The sequence below is a fragment of the Rubidibacter lacunae KORDI 51-2 genome (assembly GCF_000473895.1).
In the GTDB taxonomy this organism is placed as follows: domain Bacteria; phylum Cyanobacteriota; class Cyanobacteriia; order Cyanobacteriales; family Rubidibacteraceae; genus Rubidibacter; species Rubidibacter lacunae.
In genome coordinates this window covers 1-17,284 of sequence record NZ_ASSJ01000012.1, presented here as the reverse complement: position 1 = coordinate 17,284, position 17,284 = coordinate 1, and the positions used below count along the sequence as shown (strand labels likewise).

Here is a 17,284-nt window from a genome sequence, read left to right as displayed (position 1 = left end):
CCCTAGTTAAGTTTCCACCGACTTCCACAGCGAAGTCATCCCTAGACGTGCCGTAGATAACATCTCGCTTGCCGCCGTTAGCGAAGAATAAGGCTTGGTCAACGGCAGCCAGACCGCTAACCCGACCAAGTTCGCGGCCATTGATGTCCCCTTCATCGAAGTGGATCCCTCCGAAGATACGAGAAAGACCCGCTTCGTTGGCAGCTTCTGTGTAGGTTTCCCAGAAGAGAGTCGTCTCTGCTTGCGGTGTGAGCCCGCTTTCAAAGCGCGCCGAACCCACCGGGAAGGTGACGCCTTGATTGAACTCATCGCTGCCAGTGAAGGCTTTGATGACCTCAGCGCCCGCGCGGCTGAAGGCGCTGTGACCGGAGGTATATTCGGGGAAAGGCGGCGAGGGATCGCCATCAGGCTCCTGATAGGTCTCAAAGTCGATGGCAGGAATGGTCTGGGTTCCCTGAAAGCGAACGGTAGCATCGACTTCGAAAAGACCTGTATCTGGATTTTCCTCGCCAATCAGGCCCAGGCGACCCAACTCGCGGATCGCGCGAATCGGACGGGTGTAGTTATAGTCCGGGAAGTACTTAGCTTCCCAGGTGGCAATGCCTGCATCTTGAACGGCGTTCCCCAACGCCAAGAAGAAGACAGCATCGTCGTCGAGGGTATTATCGGCTTCAGCAGAGGCATATTGGCCAAAGGTCATCCAGGTGCCTGGGGGGAAAGAGGTGCCACCGCCGTCTTCCCAGAATTCGGCAATGAGTTTTTGTTCATCGGTGAGGTTAGCACTGGCATCAACCACATCCTCAGCTTGAGTGATGAAGCCAGGATTGATGACTGTGCCAATCAAGTCGCGGGTGACTGGGACGAAGTTAAGGAACCTATCATTGGGCTCGAGATCGACCGTGCCATTGGTGAAGTCGAAGTCGGCCTCAACGCCCGGGAGCAAGAAAGGCTCGGGGGCAGGGGGGCGGGTGGCGTCACCGATTTCGAGGGCAAAAGGCGTCACCAAACCCCATTGAGGGGTCAGAGAGCCCTGGGTCGCTCCTAATGATGCGTTAAATTCGGGGGTCCATTTTTCAATGTCGTTGATGACTAGCCCAGTATCCTCTAGATCTGTGGGGCCAATATTGGTGGGCACAAAGCCGGTGGTGTCGGCAAAGCCATTGGCCTGATTGGAACCATCATTGCTGCGGAAGGCAATAATTGCCTCGGCAGCGGAATTCCCGATGCCTGCCGGGGTGGAGGCGTCAGTGGAGGTGTTAGTAGGGTCAATGCTGATTCCGAACTCAGCTTCGATATCGGTCAAAGCTGCATCGAACGCGGCCGCTTGGTCGGGAAAGAGGAAATTAGCCACGCGGAAGGCGGCATAGGTCATCGCTTCGATCTTGTTCTCGTCGGTGACCTCCGAAATAGGGACTTGAAGATTGTCATCAATGAGCGTGCCAATCGCTTGGGGATCGTACTGCGACCAGGCTTCGTAGATAGCGGTGTGCAAAACGCCGTAGGCTCGAGAAGCGATAGTTGGGCCCGTGGTGCTGTTATCAGTTGCCGCTTTCTGGATGGCTCGGTCCCAGATAACAGAGACGGTCGGAGAATCGTCCCCAACCACACTAACTGTCTGGGCAGCAACATCGAGAAACAGAGATGGCTTACTCATTGGTTTTGATTCCGACAGAGAGAGAGCAGGGTAATTATACTTACTGAACTTTAAAATTCGCCATCAGCCATTGGAAATAGCCATCAGCTATTAGGGAACATCGAAAATGTGCCGGATTGTGGCGTACCGCCGGCTCAAATGCCCGTGCCGCTGTGCCGACCTTCGGTCTTGGGCGATTTTATCGAGGTGCCCTTTTCTTTGACTCTGTGATTAAAGGAGTAAAGGAGGAGAGGGAGCGCTGTTCAAGAGGACTCAGCGATATTAAGGCGAAGCTTTTCCAGCACGGTGAATCATCTCAAAACCTCACGCACTGAACGTTTATCACATTTCCTGGATTTGGCATCACATAAAGCCTTTTCGCAACTGGAGGTTTGGCGTGTCTGCAAACCTCAGACAACAGAGATTCTGTTCTAGTGGGGGTGATGAGCGATCTCAGTCAAACGCAGTTTTGGTAGTCTCATTGCGGCGATCGCAGGCAGAATTCTGCAGCAATAGCACTACTCCTTTAATTCGCGCGATCTTGCACAACAACCCGTCGCGAGCGCGGTAAACTTACGCCCATGCCTGCATCGCCTCAAGGAAAGCATGCCCGCACCCGACAGGAAGAGTTACTGCGGAAAAATAAATTAAAAATCGGCACTTTGAGGCGCGCGTGGAAATGGAATGACATCGCGTATATTGCTCATGCCGGTCATAAACTGAATGAGTCGTTCGAAGCCCAATCCGAAACCTGAGTGGGGGACGGTGCCGTAACGGCGCAGTTCGAGATACCACCACAAATCTTCCGGGATCATACCCGCAGCACGGATGCGGCGATCTAGCACGTCGTAACGCTCCTCTCGCTGGGAGCCGCCGATGATTTCACCGATCTTGGGCGCGAGGACGTCCATGGCAGCAACAGTTATACCATCGCCGTTTAAGCGCATGTAAAACGCTTTAATACCCACCGGATAGTCGGTGACGATAACGGGGCGTTGGAAACACACTTCTGCCAAATAACGTTCGTGCTCTGACTGTAAGTCCAGACCCCATTCAACCGGAAACTCGAACGCCCGCCCGGATTTTTCTAGTAAGGCGATCGCTTCGGTGTAAGTGATGCGCGCGAACTCGCTCTCGATAATATTTTGGGCGGTGGCGAGGACGGATTTGTCAATGCGCAAGTTGAAAAATTCCATGTCTTCCGGACAAGTTTCGAGAACCGTGCGAAACGCGTACTTAAGAAACTCCTCTGCAAGGTCGGCATCACCCGCAAGGTCGCAGAAGGCCATCTCCGGCTCGACCATCCAAAACTCCGCGAGGTGGCGCGACGTGTTGGAGTTTTCCGCGCGGAACGTCGGACCGAAGGTGTAGACGTTCTCAAACGAGAGCGCCATCACTTCAGCTTCAAGCTGTCCGCTAACCGTCAAGTAGGCGCGGCGGCCGAAGAAATCTCGCTCGAAGTCGACGCGACCCGCCGCCATGGGCAATTTGTCGAGATCGAGCCCCGTGACCGTAAACAGTTCGCCCGCCCCCTCGCAGTCGCTCGTAGTAATAATTGGTGTTTGTACCCACAAAAAGCCACGTTTCTGAAAAAAGCGATGGACGGCGGTGGCACAGGCATTACGGACGCGAAAAACTGCTCCGAGGGTGTTTGTCCGCGCTCGCAAATGTCCGATCGTTCGCAGAAATTCAAAGCTGTGGCGTTTTTTCTGCAGCGGATAAGTTTCGGGGTCGGCTTCTCCATAAACGTTGACGGACGTCGCCTGCAGCTCGATGCGCTGCCCTTTGCCTTGGGATGCCACCAGCGTGCCGCCGACCGCGATCGCAGCTCCGGTATTGATGCGCGCGATCGCCGCGTCGTAGCCCTGTAGATCGGCATTGAGGACAACCTGTAGGCTGGCGAGGGCCGAACCGTCGTTGACCTCCACAAACGCAAATCCCTTGAGTTCGCGCTTGGTGCGTACCCACCCGCGCACCATTACCGTCTCGTCCGGTTGGCCGTCGCGCAAAACGGCTGCAATTCGTCGCGTCTCCATCGTTACCCGTCTCGTGAGGTCGTCTTTCTTTTCATAACTCGTCCGTCTGCTCAGCAGCAACCCGAGGCGATCGCGCAAAAAAAATCCCCACTCTGCAACGAGGTGGGGAACCCTTCTGGAGGAGTCAAGGTACAAACTCAAACGCACCGAACCAAGCACTTCCCACAGGGGACGCTTAAGCACAAACGGGCACGCAAGCGGCGGAAAAGCGATACACGCTTTCATGGTGATAGATTGCCCCATTTACTACAACTATGTTGTAGTGTGCGTTACCGCTACAGGCAATTGAGAACAATGAATAGACAGTTGCATTCCCAACTCGTTGTCGCTTTCCAAGATCGGGTTGACTGACATTTTGCAAACCCTCAAGGGGAATTGAGGAAAGATAGTTCAAAGCCAGACCATGCCTGCTGTTGAGACCTGATTCGCTCTCGCTGATGCCTCCAGAGCAGCAGTGAGGCCAAAAAAATTTCTACTGCCTGCTCTGCCGCTGCTCGCCAATTGGGATAAACCGCTGTTCCTTGAGTGAGAGCAACCTCATGACTCAGCAGATACGCCAGCCACGAGCATGAGTACCAACTGCAGCAATGCCTATAGAAGGCGCACTGGAAAGCTCTGCGCCCAAAACGCTGCTTCAGCGTCTTGAAAAAAACCCCTTTATGCGACAAATGCGACAACGCTTCGACCCTCGGTAATCATGAAGGCTGTTCGACAGGGGTCGGTGTGGAAGCAAGAATAGATCGCGGTAGGTGCCATTGGACCGTTTTTGGTAAAACCAAGTCACCCAGACCGGAATGGGCACATCCTTTAGATTCTCCGGTTGTGAGCAGTTGTGAAATTCCCGGACTTGACGACTATTCATCAAGGAACGATTGACAGCAGAGCTTACATGAGCGGAATCCAATTTTTTTCTCGATCTGAGGAAGAATTCACGACTGGCGAGTCCTCCATCAACGGGCACTTGGACGAAATCTTGGCGGTAACGAGGGTTGGCCAGCTTGAGAAGCATACAAAGCCAGCTGCGCAGGTGAGGTAGTGCCTTTACCTGGAATATAGCTAGAGACAAGGGGTTGTGCCACCGACCTCAGCAGAGATACCGCCCTCATCAGAGATATAGCACCACCCCGTAGAGTCCAAAGCAGTCATGGAAGTAGTGAAGTAAACGACAAAAGTGCTTTAACCTAACTTCTTTGGTACAGGTGGTGAAGTCCACAATCACGATCGGTTCGGGACGGCGACCAGTGGAATCAGGCGTGAGGAACTGGGCAAGCAAGTGCCGCCTAAGCATCGTCATCAGTGGTCCAAAGACTTCCGATTCTTGAAGAGGAAGGGGCTCCAAGCGGTAGCTGACTTCCAGTGATTGGCATCGAAGGCTATGGGGTCGTTAGCGAGGCATGAGGCAAGGATTGTCTGGAAGTTCTCCTTTGGTTAGGAGCTGGAGAGTTTGTGCAATAGGTTTCCCAAGAGCAGCTGAGTAGGGAGAGCAGTTCATCTTTGAAACGTAAGTATTCAGATGCAGGGATTTATATAGAGTTAGCTCTGGTTCCACGCGGGGATGAGGGATAGCTCCTGCGATCGCCCTCTTGCCGCCAGTGCCACCGCCTCTCATAAACATTCCATCGCCGAATGCCCCTGTGCTAGACAGGTTTGGATGACGCTCAGCAAGTCTGCTGTCCGTTCGAATCCCGACCACGAGCGCGACCCTCCGCTGACCTTGCGTTTCGTCACCGCCAGCCGCAACGACCGCTCGGCACTGTTGTTGTCCGGCGGCACCTCCGGATGGTCGAGGAAGTACCACCACTGCAACTCCTGCTCTCGCAGTGACTTCAACAGCAGACCGGCCGTGTGCCCGGCATCTCCCCACTACCGAGCGATGCTTTGCTGCCAGCGGATGTAGAACTCTGCCGCCCAGCGAGCATAGGCGCCGGTATCGGCATCGATGCGCCACTGGCGGTGACGTGTAAAAGCTTCGTCAATCAGCTTTACGCACGCCTTCCCCAGCTCCCGCTGCTGGGGTTGGGGCAGTTTGCACGCCTTCTGGAAGTGCCGCCGCAAATGCGCCAAACACTTCTGTTGCGCTGCCACCGGGTAGCTGTTGTAGACGCTGAAGCCATCGGAACTAAGCACTCCTGCAAACTCTGACCGAGCAGTTGCACCAGGTCGTCGCGGTTGCGACGGTCTCCGGCGTGGAACAGGCTGTAGCCCCGACCCGAGAGCACCCACAGCCAATCTTTGACACCACCCACCAGCCAGGGAGACTCGTCCACGCGAACGTGGGGCTGATGCCGGACCCACTGGCGCACCGCCTGCACGGGGGCGCTCACGGCCGCTGCCACTCGCGCGCTGGTGGTGGCGAGCGTCCCCAAACCGACCTCCACCTGCGCTACCTCCTGCAGCCACTGTTGCTGCCTTTCGTAGCAGAGGTGCCCGTAATGTCACAGCCAAGCCAGCATGCCCTGGAGCGGTGCAGACAAATCCTGTCCCGGCACTACCGAATACGGCAGCTCGTTCGCTGCGACGCTGCCGCAGTGAGCGCAAGTCTGACGCCGCTGGCGGTAGGCGACGATTTCGACGGGCGAGCAACCAACTGGGCAATAGTGTAGGTCCGAGGCGGGGGCAAGCTGACTCCCAGGTGTGTCCCTGGCAAATGGGGCAGACAGCGGGCGGGTCGATGACGACACAGCGGTCGATGTGACCGAACCCCTCGCGAGTTTTGCCAGGATGACCGGGTTGTCCGCCCGGTCGGCGCGGTGGGGGGGGTCGGAGGTCGGCTTGGGTTTGACCGGGGTCTCGGAGGCTTGATGAGGTCGCTGGAAGGGGGCTTCGAGGAGGTCTGGGAGTCAGAGTCGAGCAGAGTTTGGGGCGTTCGACCTCGGCGACGAGCTGCTCGATACCTTGCTGCTGCTGAAGAAGCAAGTCAATAAATGCTGACTTGGGCATCTGCTCTAGAGCATCGCGGTCTTGGGGGAACTCGGGCAATGGCGGGGTCATTGTCCTCAAGCTACCTTCACAGGTTCGCTTTTCAAGCCCCTCACCTGAATCCTTACGTCACTGCCATTCCCCTACAAGGCTTCAAAAGAATTTGAATTGCGCGAAACCACACACATGCATTGCAATGAAAGAATATGACTTTGGGGGGATTTCTCATGGGTTGCTTAGGGTATTGTATGGTCTGTTTGTATTTTTTTGATTGCGTCTCAGCGGAAGGCAACTAAATCTAGTGTGCTACCAATGATGGGGAGAGTTGGTGTTTGAGCATTCTGTTGGTCGCCTCTCATTTGTATTAGGCTTCCAATGTCTTCACAAACTCAGACCAGTGCATCAGAATCGCGACTTGTTCTAACCGATCTGTGGGAAACCACTGTTATGGGAAACACAAAGCCAATGTCTTCACAATTACCAGAGCGAAAAATGCATTGGATTCGCTGGGTTTTAACAACACTCTGGCTGTTAATCATTGCCTCTCTGTTTTACGATCCCTGGACAGCTGTGCTCACGACCCCAGACCATCTCTGGAGCCCGCTGCGGCTAACCGATAACTGTGTCGCAGTACAGGGACAGTGCATGGTTCAAGAACCTTACCCCCTTGGAGCAACGTTATTTTGGGGGGCTATCGTACCCTCCGGCATCTTTATTTTGCTCATCTTCGGGCACGAACTCTGGCGACAAATTTGTCCCCTTTCGTTTTTGTCACAGATTCCACGCGCCCTGGGAAAACAGCGTATACTTAGGCGGGAGGACAAAAAAACAGGGACAGTTAGGTTTAAATTGGCTATGGTTAAATCCAATTCCTGGCTTGGTCGGAATTACGAATACATCCAGTTTTCGTACTTGTTCGTTGGACTCTGCGGCCGCATCTTATTCTTCGACGCCAATCGCTTTGTGCTGGGCAGCTGGCTGGTTTTTACGATTGTTGCATCTATTGCCGTTGGATATTTCTACGGCGGCAAATCCTGGTGTCAATACTTTTGCCCTATGGCACCGGTTCAATCCGTTTTCAGCGAGCCACGGGGACTTCTCGGCAGTAAAGCCCACACGAGCGACAGCCGCACAACACAGTCGATGTGCCGCACGGTAACCCCTGAGGGCAACGAACAAAGTGCCTGCGTTGCTTGCCAGAGCCCCTGTATTGACATCGACTCCGAGCGTACCTATTGGGACAGCATCAGTTCTCCCCAAGAATCATTAACTCGCTACGGCTATTTAGGGTTGATGGTGGGTTTCTTCGTTTACTACTACCTCTACGCAGGCAACTGGGGCTACTACTTTTCTGGCGTGTGGAGCCGCGATCCTAACCAGCTAGCTTCCCTGATGAAACCCGGTCTGTATTTATTCGACCAGCCCATCGGGATTCCTAAACTCATCGCTGTGCCACTGGTACTGGGTGCATTTACCTTGACAGCAATCCTTCTCGGGCGCTGGCTGACCAATCGGGCTAAAATCCACCAATTGCAACGGAATCCAAAGATCGGTGCCGATTTAGTTCAGCATCGTTTTTTTGTACTGACGACCTTTGTGGCATTCAATTTCTTTTTCTTTTTTGCGGGCCGTCCCTTCCTGCGCCTAACTCCTCTCGGGGTGGAAGTCTTTTTTGATGCTGTTATTTTTGTAGCCAGCACGCTTTGGGCGCGGCAAAGTTGGGCCCGCAATCCCGCCCTTTATTCCCGAGAAAAACTGGCCGGTAGTTTACGCAAACAATTGGAAAAACTGAAGCTAAATTCATCCCGATTTCTAGAGGGGCGACACTTAGAAGATCTTAATCCTGATGAGGTGTATGTATTAGCCAAGGTGTTGCCAGATTTTACCCGGGAGAAACAACGCCAAGCTTACAAAGGCGTCGTCCGCGAGTTTCTAGCAGAAGGCTATGTCAATCCCGCCAACAGCCTCAACAGGCTTCATCATCTGCGAAAAGAACTAGACATCTCTGATAACGAACACAATCTCGTCTTGGAAGAATTAGGGATTGAAGATCCCGACCTCCTCAGTCCCTATCGCCCGCACTCCTTAGAAGATCAGATTCGCCTCAGTGCATACAAGGATTTATTGGAACGACTGCTGTATCTCCGAAAGAACCAGACTAATTTAGTCACTGTGGAACTAACTTCCCAGGAGGCAGCAGTTTTGCGCTCCCTTAGCCGGGAATACGCCATTTCGCCCATGGAAGCAGACAGAATATTCCGAGATCTGAACGCTTCTCTTTAGATCCGGGCGGGGCGACTCTAATGCCTTTAAGTTCGCCTTTGCGCAAGCTAAAGATGTTGTGGACTTCCCGGGGTTTGGCGAACACCTGAGAATAGATGATAATGTTCCTTGAGGTAACTACCATGCCACGGATACGACGATGGTTTACCCAGGAGTTCAAGCTCGATACCGTCAAACTCGTTAAGGAAGGACCCTACTCCCTTGCCCAAGGTCGCTCGCGACCTCGATTTGACCGAATCTGCCCTGCGCAACTGAGTCCGCCAGTTCGAGGTCGACACCGGCATGCGTGAGGGAGCCACCCCGACCGAGCGCGAGGAACTGCGCCAACTTCACACCTAGGTCATGCAGCTGCGACTGGTGCGCGAGTTGTTGAAAAAGTAGCGGCCTTCTTTGCCTGCGATCGCCTACTCAGGCCACCGGCACAATCGGCGCATGGTGGGCTTTGGCAAGTGGCAACATTAATTTCTCAATCCAGCACCGCCCACTCAAATACCCATCGTGGTACTCCGTTGTCGAACCCTCCCACGCATTATCGCCGCGCGCGCCCGCACTGAAGCCTACAATCCACTCGATGCGCTGCCACGTGTTGCCGGCATGCGGACAAAGCTCGTCAGCGGCGCGATTGCGCTCTATAAGTTGCTTAACCATAAGTTTTCCCACTCATGCTCTAAGGGAAGACGCACGAATGCGCCGAAGTGTGAAAAGTGTCAGTGCAATTTAGTATTGCCGCCACATTGACACTGCACTCCGTATTTAGGTTCCAGGATCCAAATACTACTGCTCCTGACATTTCCCCTAGAATCCCGAGCTTTCTGCAGATAGATAGTCCTAGGTTTTCCTTGCGATCGCAACCGAAATCGACCCCAAAGCTATCCAGTGCTTGTGCCAGGACGAGCATCTGTAAATCACTATGTTGAGGGCCAGGTACTGCTGGTTCTCGGCTTGCTAGAGATAGTTCGTCCTGCCAATAATCTCGAAGATAGCTTTATCGAGGTGCCACTGGTCAGTGAGTTTGGGGCAATGATGGCAAGCCTGTTAAAGTGCCGACTGAGTAAATTTGCAGCACCGGGCCCCAATTGCCGCCTAGTTTGCCTGGATACCTTAGTAAAGTGTCACCTTCTCAATATCCAGTCCTGGCTGAGTGAAAATGAGTAGTACAACTAAACATGTAGTAATAAGCTGTGATGGCGATGGCGGACGGGATATTACTCAGAGCATGGCTTTCACGAGTTAGCTACCCTCACTGTGCGGCCCGACGTCTTCACTTTTGTGTATTTGCTCTAGTCCTGCTACTATCGTGGCTAGATTTGCATGAAAGTTCGTCACCCATCAGGTTCGGTTGCTCATGACTGACTCTCAACGACCTTCGCTCAAAGTCGCCGCTTTATTACTGGCGGCAGGTAGCATCGCATTCTTCATCCCGGCTCCCGTTCCTAACCTGCGTGCTGAAAGTATCCGCCTCGCCCAGGTGGAACGCAAGCTTCGCATCGCCGTCTTGGACTTCGATTTCAGTAGTGTGAGTTCTCCTCAACTGCTGAACATCTTCCCAGGGATTGCTCAAGGCACCAGCGACATTCTCGTTACCAGTCTTGTTGCAGACGGAACGTTTTCTGTCATCGAGCGCAGCCGCATCAATGCTGTCCTTGCCGAGCAGAACTTCGGCACCTCAGGGCGCGTTGACGCTAGTACCGCCGCAGAAATCGGTCGTATCCTAGGCGTCGATACCGTGCTCGTTGGTACCGTGACCCAATTCGACGTGCAAGAGGAGCGGCGAGGCTTTAGGGTCCCCGGGGTGTTTGGAGAGAAAAAGACAACTACAACTGCCAATGTCCAGCTTAATGCCCGCTTGATCGATACCAGCACCGCTGAAATTCTGGCAGTGGCCGAAGGAACTGGTGAGTCCGTCCAGGAAGACGAGAGCACGGTGGTACTTGGTATTGGAGGCGGTAGTGAAACTGACAACCGGCAGCAGCTGCTCACTAACGCCACGAGACAAGCTGTCGATGAAGTAGTAGCAGCCGTCGCGGCGGCGGCAGGTGATGTGGCAGCCTCCCCCACGAGTGCACCACTATTTGTTGAGGCAGTGGTCGCGGACGTGCAGGGCAATGTCGTCGTGCTCAATCGGGGCTTGAACGACGGCTTCCGCAATGGCACGATCGTCTCGGTAGAGCGCGTGACGCGGGAAGTGACCGACCCGGAAACGGGTGCGGTGCTGCGGCGTCTGACCAGCGAGATAGGTCGCATGGAACTCTACGATGTTGACCGCGACTCCAGCCTCGGTCGGGTAATTTCAGGAGCATCGCCGCAGGCAGGTGACGTTGCAAAGCCACTACCGTAAGACCTCAGCTTATGAGCGAGGTGCCAACTAGCGTGCAGTTGCATTACTGGACGCTAGTTTTTCTTTTCCAAGATCGCCTGCTGGAAACCAGAGGTGCGAATCATACATGGCTTTTGCATAAGTCACGGCGGATATAGGCTTCCATCATGTCCCGATGGCTCGCGCAATGGAAGAATCAATTACATGTTTTCCTAAATTATCAGCTGCTACTTCAGATCCAGCTTCGCGGCAGTGGTATTGCCCTGATAGGCAACTTGCACACACCATGGAGGTAGCTCTGAAAGGCTCGCCTCCCGTAAATACTGGCTTTGAGTGCTTAGACAATCGTAAGTATCCAGCCGACGAAGGGCACCAGGCTCCGATGGTGTTGTGCTGCGGCTGGAAGCGATCGCTCGCGCCGAGACTGATAAGAAAGGGCGAAAGCCTAACGCCAAGGGAAAGGCGAGGCTCTGTCGGCAAGCCTTGTGCGCAGGCATAAGAAGTATCGAATAGGGGCTTCGCTTCATCGCCCTCTTAAGCGACAGTGTCCTCATTAGCCCGCTTTTCACTGAGACTGACAGATCTGACAGATCATCAGCGAATAACCATTTGGGTCCTTGACTGTGAACTCGTGCATGTTCGCAACCTCATTGAAGTGAAACTCCGAAACAATGGTTAGGTTTAATGCCCTAGCCTTCTCGAAGAGTGTTTTTACATCGTCGGTATAGATAACAAAAACTACACCGTGCCCGAGAGGTCCGTCGGTTTCCACGCCATGATCGTGATGCTCCTCCTCCTTCAGATGGAGTTGAAGGAACAATTTGCCATCGGCAAGTAACATTTCAAACTCTGGTCCGCCGTGGGTGGGTTCCACACCCAAGAAATCCTGAAACCATCTTGACGTCATTTCAACGTCTTCCACGAAAAGCATTGTCGTTGATTGCATACCTGCCTCCCTTTCGAAAGATCGGTCTAGGCTTTATTGCTAAGGCCCTACATCAGTCACCGACAAACGGCGTAGCCCTAGGAGCTCGGTCTGCTTGCACATTTTATTCACCTTTTTCGGTAGAATTTTCAGTTCCGAAATCATCTCTTAGTTTATGTATCTCCTTCCAGGTAGGGTCATGATAAAAAGTTATCTCGATTGGATATGTTGGATGTTCTGAAAGAGCGGAGTTTAGTACCTTCAAGAAATCATCTCTATCTTTAATATAGTAAGCAAACTCCTTCAAATTATTACCAGTACGATTAAATACCCATTTCGAGTTTGAGGATCGGTCAAAATTTCTTACAAGTTCATTTTCGAGTTCGACCATTCGTTCGTTGATTTCTGTAGGAGGCATTCCATTATTCATTGTTCCATCATAGTTCCATGAAATCACTGTCAGCCATGGGAAAGAATCTATAGTTGCTTGTGAAAGCATAGAATCGTCAAACGAATAAATTAATGGCAAACCGTCTTCGTAAACTCTGCCAATTACAAAAGGTTTCTCTTCAGAAGCTTTACCGCTCATGGCAATTAATCCCGAGATAAGTGGGTTGAGGCATCTTTCATGATGCTTGTCATCTAAAAGGCAAGCCGTAGCAGGTTCGGAGTCCCAGCTACTTCAGTTCCAACTGTCGGGACCAGCTCCGAGTTAGAAGTAGCTTGTTTGCGTGCAGCATAACCGATCGCAGCCGAACAAGCTAGTCGTCTCAGGAACAACTATTCAATCGAGCAAGAAACCGAGGAAAACCAGATAACTCCTTGATGCCAACAGCGTGGGCTGGGCAGTTCACTGGACCAGTCTCACTGAATGACTTTATTATGTGCTGGACTTAAACCAAAACTCAATTTCATCAGTCTCGATCTCAAACTCTGCAGAATGTTCGATGCCAGCAGGCACATGGTACCACTCTCCCACGCCAATCCTATGCTCTGAACCATCTACGGTAAGGATTAACTCTCCTTTGGTTATGATCCCGTGGTTATCCGTGTCGTGGACATGAGGAGGGATTGATGTGCCAGCTGGGTATGATGCAAACAAGACATCGGTATCTTTGGCCTCTAACTTGTAAGCGTCAAACCGCCCATCATATAGCGGTAGTTCTTTAATCTTCTTTGGATAACTTCCCGTCATTTATCTCCTCCTTTGATGCACATATGGACTAAGAGCTAAGCTGCAGCAGGTGGAAAATCCTTACAAATTTTTTGCCGACCGTCGGCTCAGGTGTCGAATTTGAGTTTGCAGTGACTTACTTGCTTAAATAATTTTCGATCTTCTCTGACAAGCTAGTCTCTGAAGCAACGCCTTAATTGTAATGGTAACCGGGGAGAAGTAGCGAAAGGTTACCGACCGAGGAGGCTGAGATGGAACCAACGTCCTTACATTTCAATAACATCTGCATGTCCGGCTCGCGTGCGCCCTATTGTTATGCCAAGACATCGTTAGTAGGCAAAATTTCGATAAGCGGCAATATTGTTTTCGGGATCGATGCCCACAACACGACCTCCAACAGAATACCATTTTGTTATGAAATCGACCTTCAATGTCCCAGCAGTCTTGGCGACCCAAGCTGAAGATACCATTTCCTGATTATGTTTTCTGCGATCGCCTACAGATTGAGGCTGCCGGGAGGAACACGCTCCACGATTCGAATAGCTCACTCTGAAGGGCTAGTAAGGCCTGAGACACCGCTAAGATACGAAACGTCATACTAAAGCTGGATGTAATCACGTCTGAATTTGACATATTATTTAGTATTGCGGAATCGGTCGGCGAGTGTTGGTCTCTCAGCACTTATTTCAGGGACCGCTGGAGGACCTGGCCTGGCGGTGCAGCCGGCAGAGAAATGGAGAAAAAATGTGGGCAAGTTTTAGGATTTGGCTTTTGAGAAAACCGATCGGCATAAGAAGCATGTTCAATCCTTTTTGGAAAAAGATTTAGAACTTAGAAAACGCCACCGATCGCTGCTCGGGTGCAACAGATGGTTTTGCAGCCTTCGATTGTCAGTCCTTGGTTTCGCTTAATTCCTTGACTTTAGCAAGCCAGTTTTTCCAAGCGACCTTATGATCTGGCAAATCAGACCCATAAGGTCCCGCGTTAATTTGAAGAACGACCCCGTCATCGGAGCTCTGCAGCGAATAGGTTTCGGCGTATTTCCAAAAGAAGAAAAACCTATAGTCGACTTGAATCAGCTTTTCTTCGATCAGTTTGGAGATTGTGCCCGTGTTGCATGCCTTTTCTGGTTCGGTTGCATATTTGAAGTCCACTTTTGAGCCCAGCTTCCAATCAGACTCAACGAATGCATTTGTGTCAAACTCACTGCCAAGAACTTTCGCGTAGTCGGGGTTTGTAATGACGTCCCAGACGGCTGAAGCCGATGCCCGGATTTCGATACTTGATAAAACTGATTTAGTGTCATTCATTTAAAGCGCCTCGCAATTGACACGTGATCCGCTGGTTTGGAGCGTTCATTTATGTAGCATAACGGCATGTAGGCGAGCCACATCTGGGCGATATAGCCGAGAGGATTGAGTTCCGTTCCACGGCTCCGGCGCAGAGTTGGGCTTAGCAAGGGCTCCCTTGCCCAAACAATAACCGGTCGACTCTAAACCAGCTACTCTCTGAAACAACTCTTCAATCGAGGCAGTGAATTGAGGAAAACAGGCGGCAGCCCCGACATGACCATAAGCTATTCGCCCGCGAAATTACCTGTTCGGAGGAACGCATCAGTGCCGATCGACTCTGGGAAAACGCCGCCGCACGTCGGGGCGATCGCGCGGCACTGCCGAAACAAACTTTAGTCGCGGAGCGGTACGCTTGGACCAGTGAAAGCATAGGCTGGAGCCTTATTCTGTGAGAAATTTCTGGCAAGGGGCAAGATACTGGAGACGATCGCGCTGGAAGCTGCTTTCAAAGGAATGGTCGGAGGGGTGAGGGAATTTTTAATGGTTGAAGCGCTCGGCAGCATTGTTGAGGGCCGCCGAGCGAAAATACAGACGCACTGCCAATAACGACGCTAGCGGCAGCTACAGAAGTAGAAGAACCTTCGTTTCACGCGGAGAAACAGGATTCCAATCGCACGGTTCATCACGTCTCTATTGAGCAACTGACCTCCGCAATTGACCGAGGTACCAATGGCAAGGCAGAGCCATGGGATGGGCTTCGGAGTAGGACTGCGATACGTGTTCTGCCCGCCGATTCACCTCAAATACGGCGTGATTCGGGTAGGCATCGTAGGCATGGGAGGATTGCACCCGAACACTCTGCAACTTCACCTCTTATTCGTGCCCACTTCAACTCCAAGCGGCGGATGTTCCTTGCCCAGTTACACGCGCCCTGAGGGACGGGTCGTGAAGGCCCACAGCACGAACGATGCGCAGCTCTGGCGCGCCAAAATTGACCAACTAGCCAGCGGGAAAGCGTATATCCGATGGACGGACCCAGAATTCCTGATACGTGCCTTCCGACTAGCACGTGCGCGAATCTACGCTGCCGAATCAGTCGGGAATGTGCAGTTCGTGTGGCGATCGCTATCCGAACCGGAGCGCCAGCAAGCGCTCGAAATCTGGAACCGCGATCGCGCCGGCAGCGACAACCAAATCCCGCCTGCGTCTATCGAGCCGATCGAGAAATACGAAGGTTTCCGCGCCAACGTTTACGCCGATGCCATTCACGGGGGGGGGGATATTGCAGATAATCGGTTACGTTACGACCGTTTATCCGAAGGGCGATCGCTTCAAATGCGGCGATAATGTCGTGCGCCCTGTTGCTGAGGGTTATCTCATCGATTACATCGAGAAGCAGATTCTACCGCAAGTGCTGAAAATCCCAACGTGGAAGGGGATGAACTCTAATAAGAGCTCGGCTATCTAAAGCTTCGAATACAATCTGGGCTCGTTCTTTTAAGGGAGCTCTGGGTTCCGTTCCATTACTACGCGACTCAACAACCCTGGATCGTGGAGCGATAGGGAGAACGTAAGGCAGGTTTTTCGCTGTAAGGGAATCCCTGCACAGCAGCAGAGTAGGGATTTTTGCGGCGGCGGGGTGAGGAGGCGTCAATTTTAAGCACAAACATTGACGCTTGGGGGAGTTGGCTGGCTTTGACAGGAGGGTTTGCTCCTTGAATAACTCGCTCTCAAATCTCTAATATTTTTGAAAGTGATTGTCTAGTCCCAGGTTGACACAGAGGGGGAAGTAACTCTAAGCGGTCGGCGTGCATGAGTATAGTTAGACTGTGGTCGCTTGTCTCAAGAATCCATAAGTTACGTCCGGGACACATCTTACTTGAAAACTTGTGCTCAGAACAGCATCTAAAGCTTGCTAAATCACAGGTTGTACATATTGGCTCAGTAGTTTGTTCAATCAGAAGTCACTGTAATCATAATGGGGATATTTGTCGGTAGTGGACTGCTTGGGTTTGAATGGGCATAGCAGGCCAAGAAAGATATTGGCTGCGCCGAGCTGTATCTGGGTTCAGTAACTCCATAAATCTGCATAATTTCCTCCGAGGTAGTAGTTCCTCCTTCTGGTATTGAAATTACTGCATTCGGGTTACCACAATTGGCGGTAGAAAATCCAGGCTTGACAAATCGCAAGACAAAATCACGAGAACCAATTTGAGGTATGCGGATCTTTTGAAGACGACCAGAGGCAATACCAAATTCAGGGTATTTTCCCAAATAAGGCACGAAACCTTCGATAATAGGCTGACGTTTTAGCGTTACTGAAAACTCTCGAGGGGCTATTGGAATTTTTGCACAAGCCGAGCGGGTATTACTAGATTCTCCCCCTTCATTGAAGGCCTTAACTCGAATGCAATAATTAAAACCTTGTTTAAGCTCGGTTAGAGTATAGCTTTCTCGATTGGGCGTATTGATTTTCTGCGATCCATTGTGTTCAGAAGATCCTTCTTTAGTGCCCCGCCAGACGATTTCAAAGCCGTCTTCATTAATTGAATTATCTTGCCAAGTTAGAGAAATATTTCTTCCATCTACTTGAACTTCAAGATTGCTGGGTGCTTCTGGAGGACTAGGAAGCCCACCATAGACATTGACTAGGTCATCTTTGCCATCACCATTGAAGTCTCCTGTTAGCCAACGCTGGCTTTCCC

The 17,284-nt window shown here is 52.0% G+C and carries 13 protein-coding genes and 2 pseudogenes; 5 read left to right on the top strand and 10 right to left on the bottom strand.

Annotated elements, in window-relative coordinates; translation table 11 throughout:
* The 4 genes and pseudogenes from KR51_RS02880 to KR51_RS21175 form a co-directional block, all read right to left on the bottom strand.
* On the bottom strand, positions 1–1,654 hold a 1,654-nt coding region (locus KR51_RS02880; RefSeq protein WP_022604669.1), incomplete at its 3' end, for a vanadium-dependent haloperoxidase.
* A 626-nt stretch (positions 1,655–2,280) separates the two neighbouring features.
* Positions 2,281–3,669 carry an asparagine--tRNA ligase gene (asnS, locus tag KR51_RS02875; protein WP_022604668.1) on the bottom strand — a complete coding sequence of 463 codons (1,389 nt, stop codon included), beginning with the start codon at positions 3,667–3,669 and terminating at the stop codon, positions 2,281–2,283.
* A 1,605-nt stretch (positions 3,670–5,274) separates the two neighbouring features.
* Positions 5,275–5,796 (bottom strand): annotated as a pseudogene (locus KR51_RS20500) (IS66 family transposase).
* Between the two features lie 113 nt (positions 5,797–5,909).
* Positions 5,910–6,047: pseudogene (locus tag KR51_RS21175) on the bottom strand (hypothetical protein); the annotation flags it as partial.
* Between the two features lie 54 nt (positions 6,048–6,101).
* Between KR51_RS21175 and KR51_RS21170 the strand changes: the two are divergent.
* The 3 genes from KR51_RS21170 (at position 6,102) to KR51_RS02850 (ending at position 8,871) form a co-directional block, all read left to right on the top strand.
* Positions 6,102–6,272, top strand: a complete 171-nt coding sequence (locus KR51_RS21170; protein ID WP_232214510.1) for a hypothetical protein — start codon at positions 6,102–6,104, stop codon at positions 6,270–6,272.
* A gap of 31 nt (positions 6,273–6,303) precedes the next feature.
* Entirely contained in the window at positions 6,304–6,471 is a 168-nt protein-coding gene (locus tag KR51_RS19110) for a hypothetical protein (protein WP_156914938.1), read from the top strand.
* Between the two features lie 762 nt (positions 6,472–7,233).
* Positions 7,234–8,871: a 4Fe-4S binding protein gene (locus KR51_RS02850; protein ID WP_156914937.1), complete on the top strand. Its 1,638-nt coding sequence runs from the start codon at positions 7,234–7,236 to the stop codon at positions 8,869–8,871.
* Positions 8,872–9,279: 408 nt separating this feature from the next.
* On the opposite strand, the gene KR51_RS02845 is transcribed toward KR51_RS02850, so the two are convergent.
* Positions 9,280–9,519: a hypothetical protein gene (locus KR51_RS02845; RefSeq protein ID WP_022604665.1), complete on the bottom strand. Its 240-nt coding sequence runs from the start codon at positions 9,517–9,519 to the stop codon at positions 9,280–9,282.
* Positions 9,520–10,216: 697 nt separating this feature from the next.
* Between KR51_RS02845 and KR51_RS02835 the strand changes: the two genes are divergently transcribed.
* Positions 10,217–11,209: a CsgG/HfaB family protein gene (locus KR51_RS02835; RefSeq protein WP_022604664.1), complete on the top strand. Its 993-nt coding sequence runs from the start codon at positions 10,217–10,219 to the stop codon at positions 11,207–11,209.
* Positions 11,210–11,753: 544 nt separating this feature from the next.
* On the opposite strand, the gene KR51_RS02830 is transcribed toward KR51_RS02835, so the two are convergent.
* From KR51_RS02830 to KR51_RS02815, 4 genes are all read right to left on the bottom strand, one after another.
* The gene (locus tag KR51_RS02830; RefSeq protein ID WP_022604663.1) at positions 11,754–12,134 is read right to left on the bottom strand and encodes a VOC family protein; all 381 of its coding nucleotides are present in this window, start codon (positions 12,132–12,134) and stop codon (positions 11,754–11,756) included.
* Between the two features lie 103 nt (positions 12,135–12,237).
* Positions 12,238–12,702, bottom strand: a complete 465-nt coding sequence (locus tag KR51_RS02825) for a DUF695 domain-containing protein (RefSeq protein WP_022604661.1) — start codon at positions 12,700–12,702, stop codon at positions 12,238–12,240.
* Between the two features lie 291 nt (positions 12,703–12,993).
* The gene (locus tag KR51_RS02820; RefSeq protein ID WP_022604659.1) at positions 12,994–13,308 is read right to left on the bottom strand and encodes a cupin domain-containing protein; all 315 of its coding nucleotides are present in this window, start codon (positions 13,306–13,308) and stop codon (positions 12,994–12,996) included.
* Between the two features lie 869 nt (positions 13,309–14,177).
* Complete coding sequence (locus KR51_RS02815; RefSeq protein WP_022604655.1) at positions 14,178–14,597, bottom strand: SRPBCC domain-containing protein; 420 nt, start codon at positions 14,595–14,597, stop codon at positions 14,178–14,180.
* Positions 14,598–15,308: 711 nt separating this feature from the next.
* Between KR51_RS02815 and KR51_RS02810 the strand changes: the two genes are divergently transcribed.
* Positions 15,309–15,926, top strand: a complete 618-nt coding sequence (locus KR51_RS02810) for a hypothetical protein (RefSeq protein WP_156914936.1) — start codon at positions 15,309–15,311, stop codon at positions 15,924–15,926.
* A 606-nt stretch (positions 15,927–16,532) separates the two neighbouring features.
* On the opposite strand, the gene KR51_RS18620 is transcribed toward KR51_RS02810, so the two are convergent.
* On the bottom strand, positions 16,533–17,284 hold a 752-nt coding region (locus KR51_RS18620), incomplete at its 5' end, for a fibronectin type III domain-containing protein (RefSeq protein WP_022604653.1).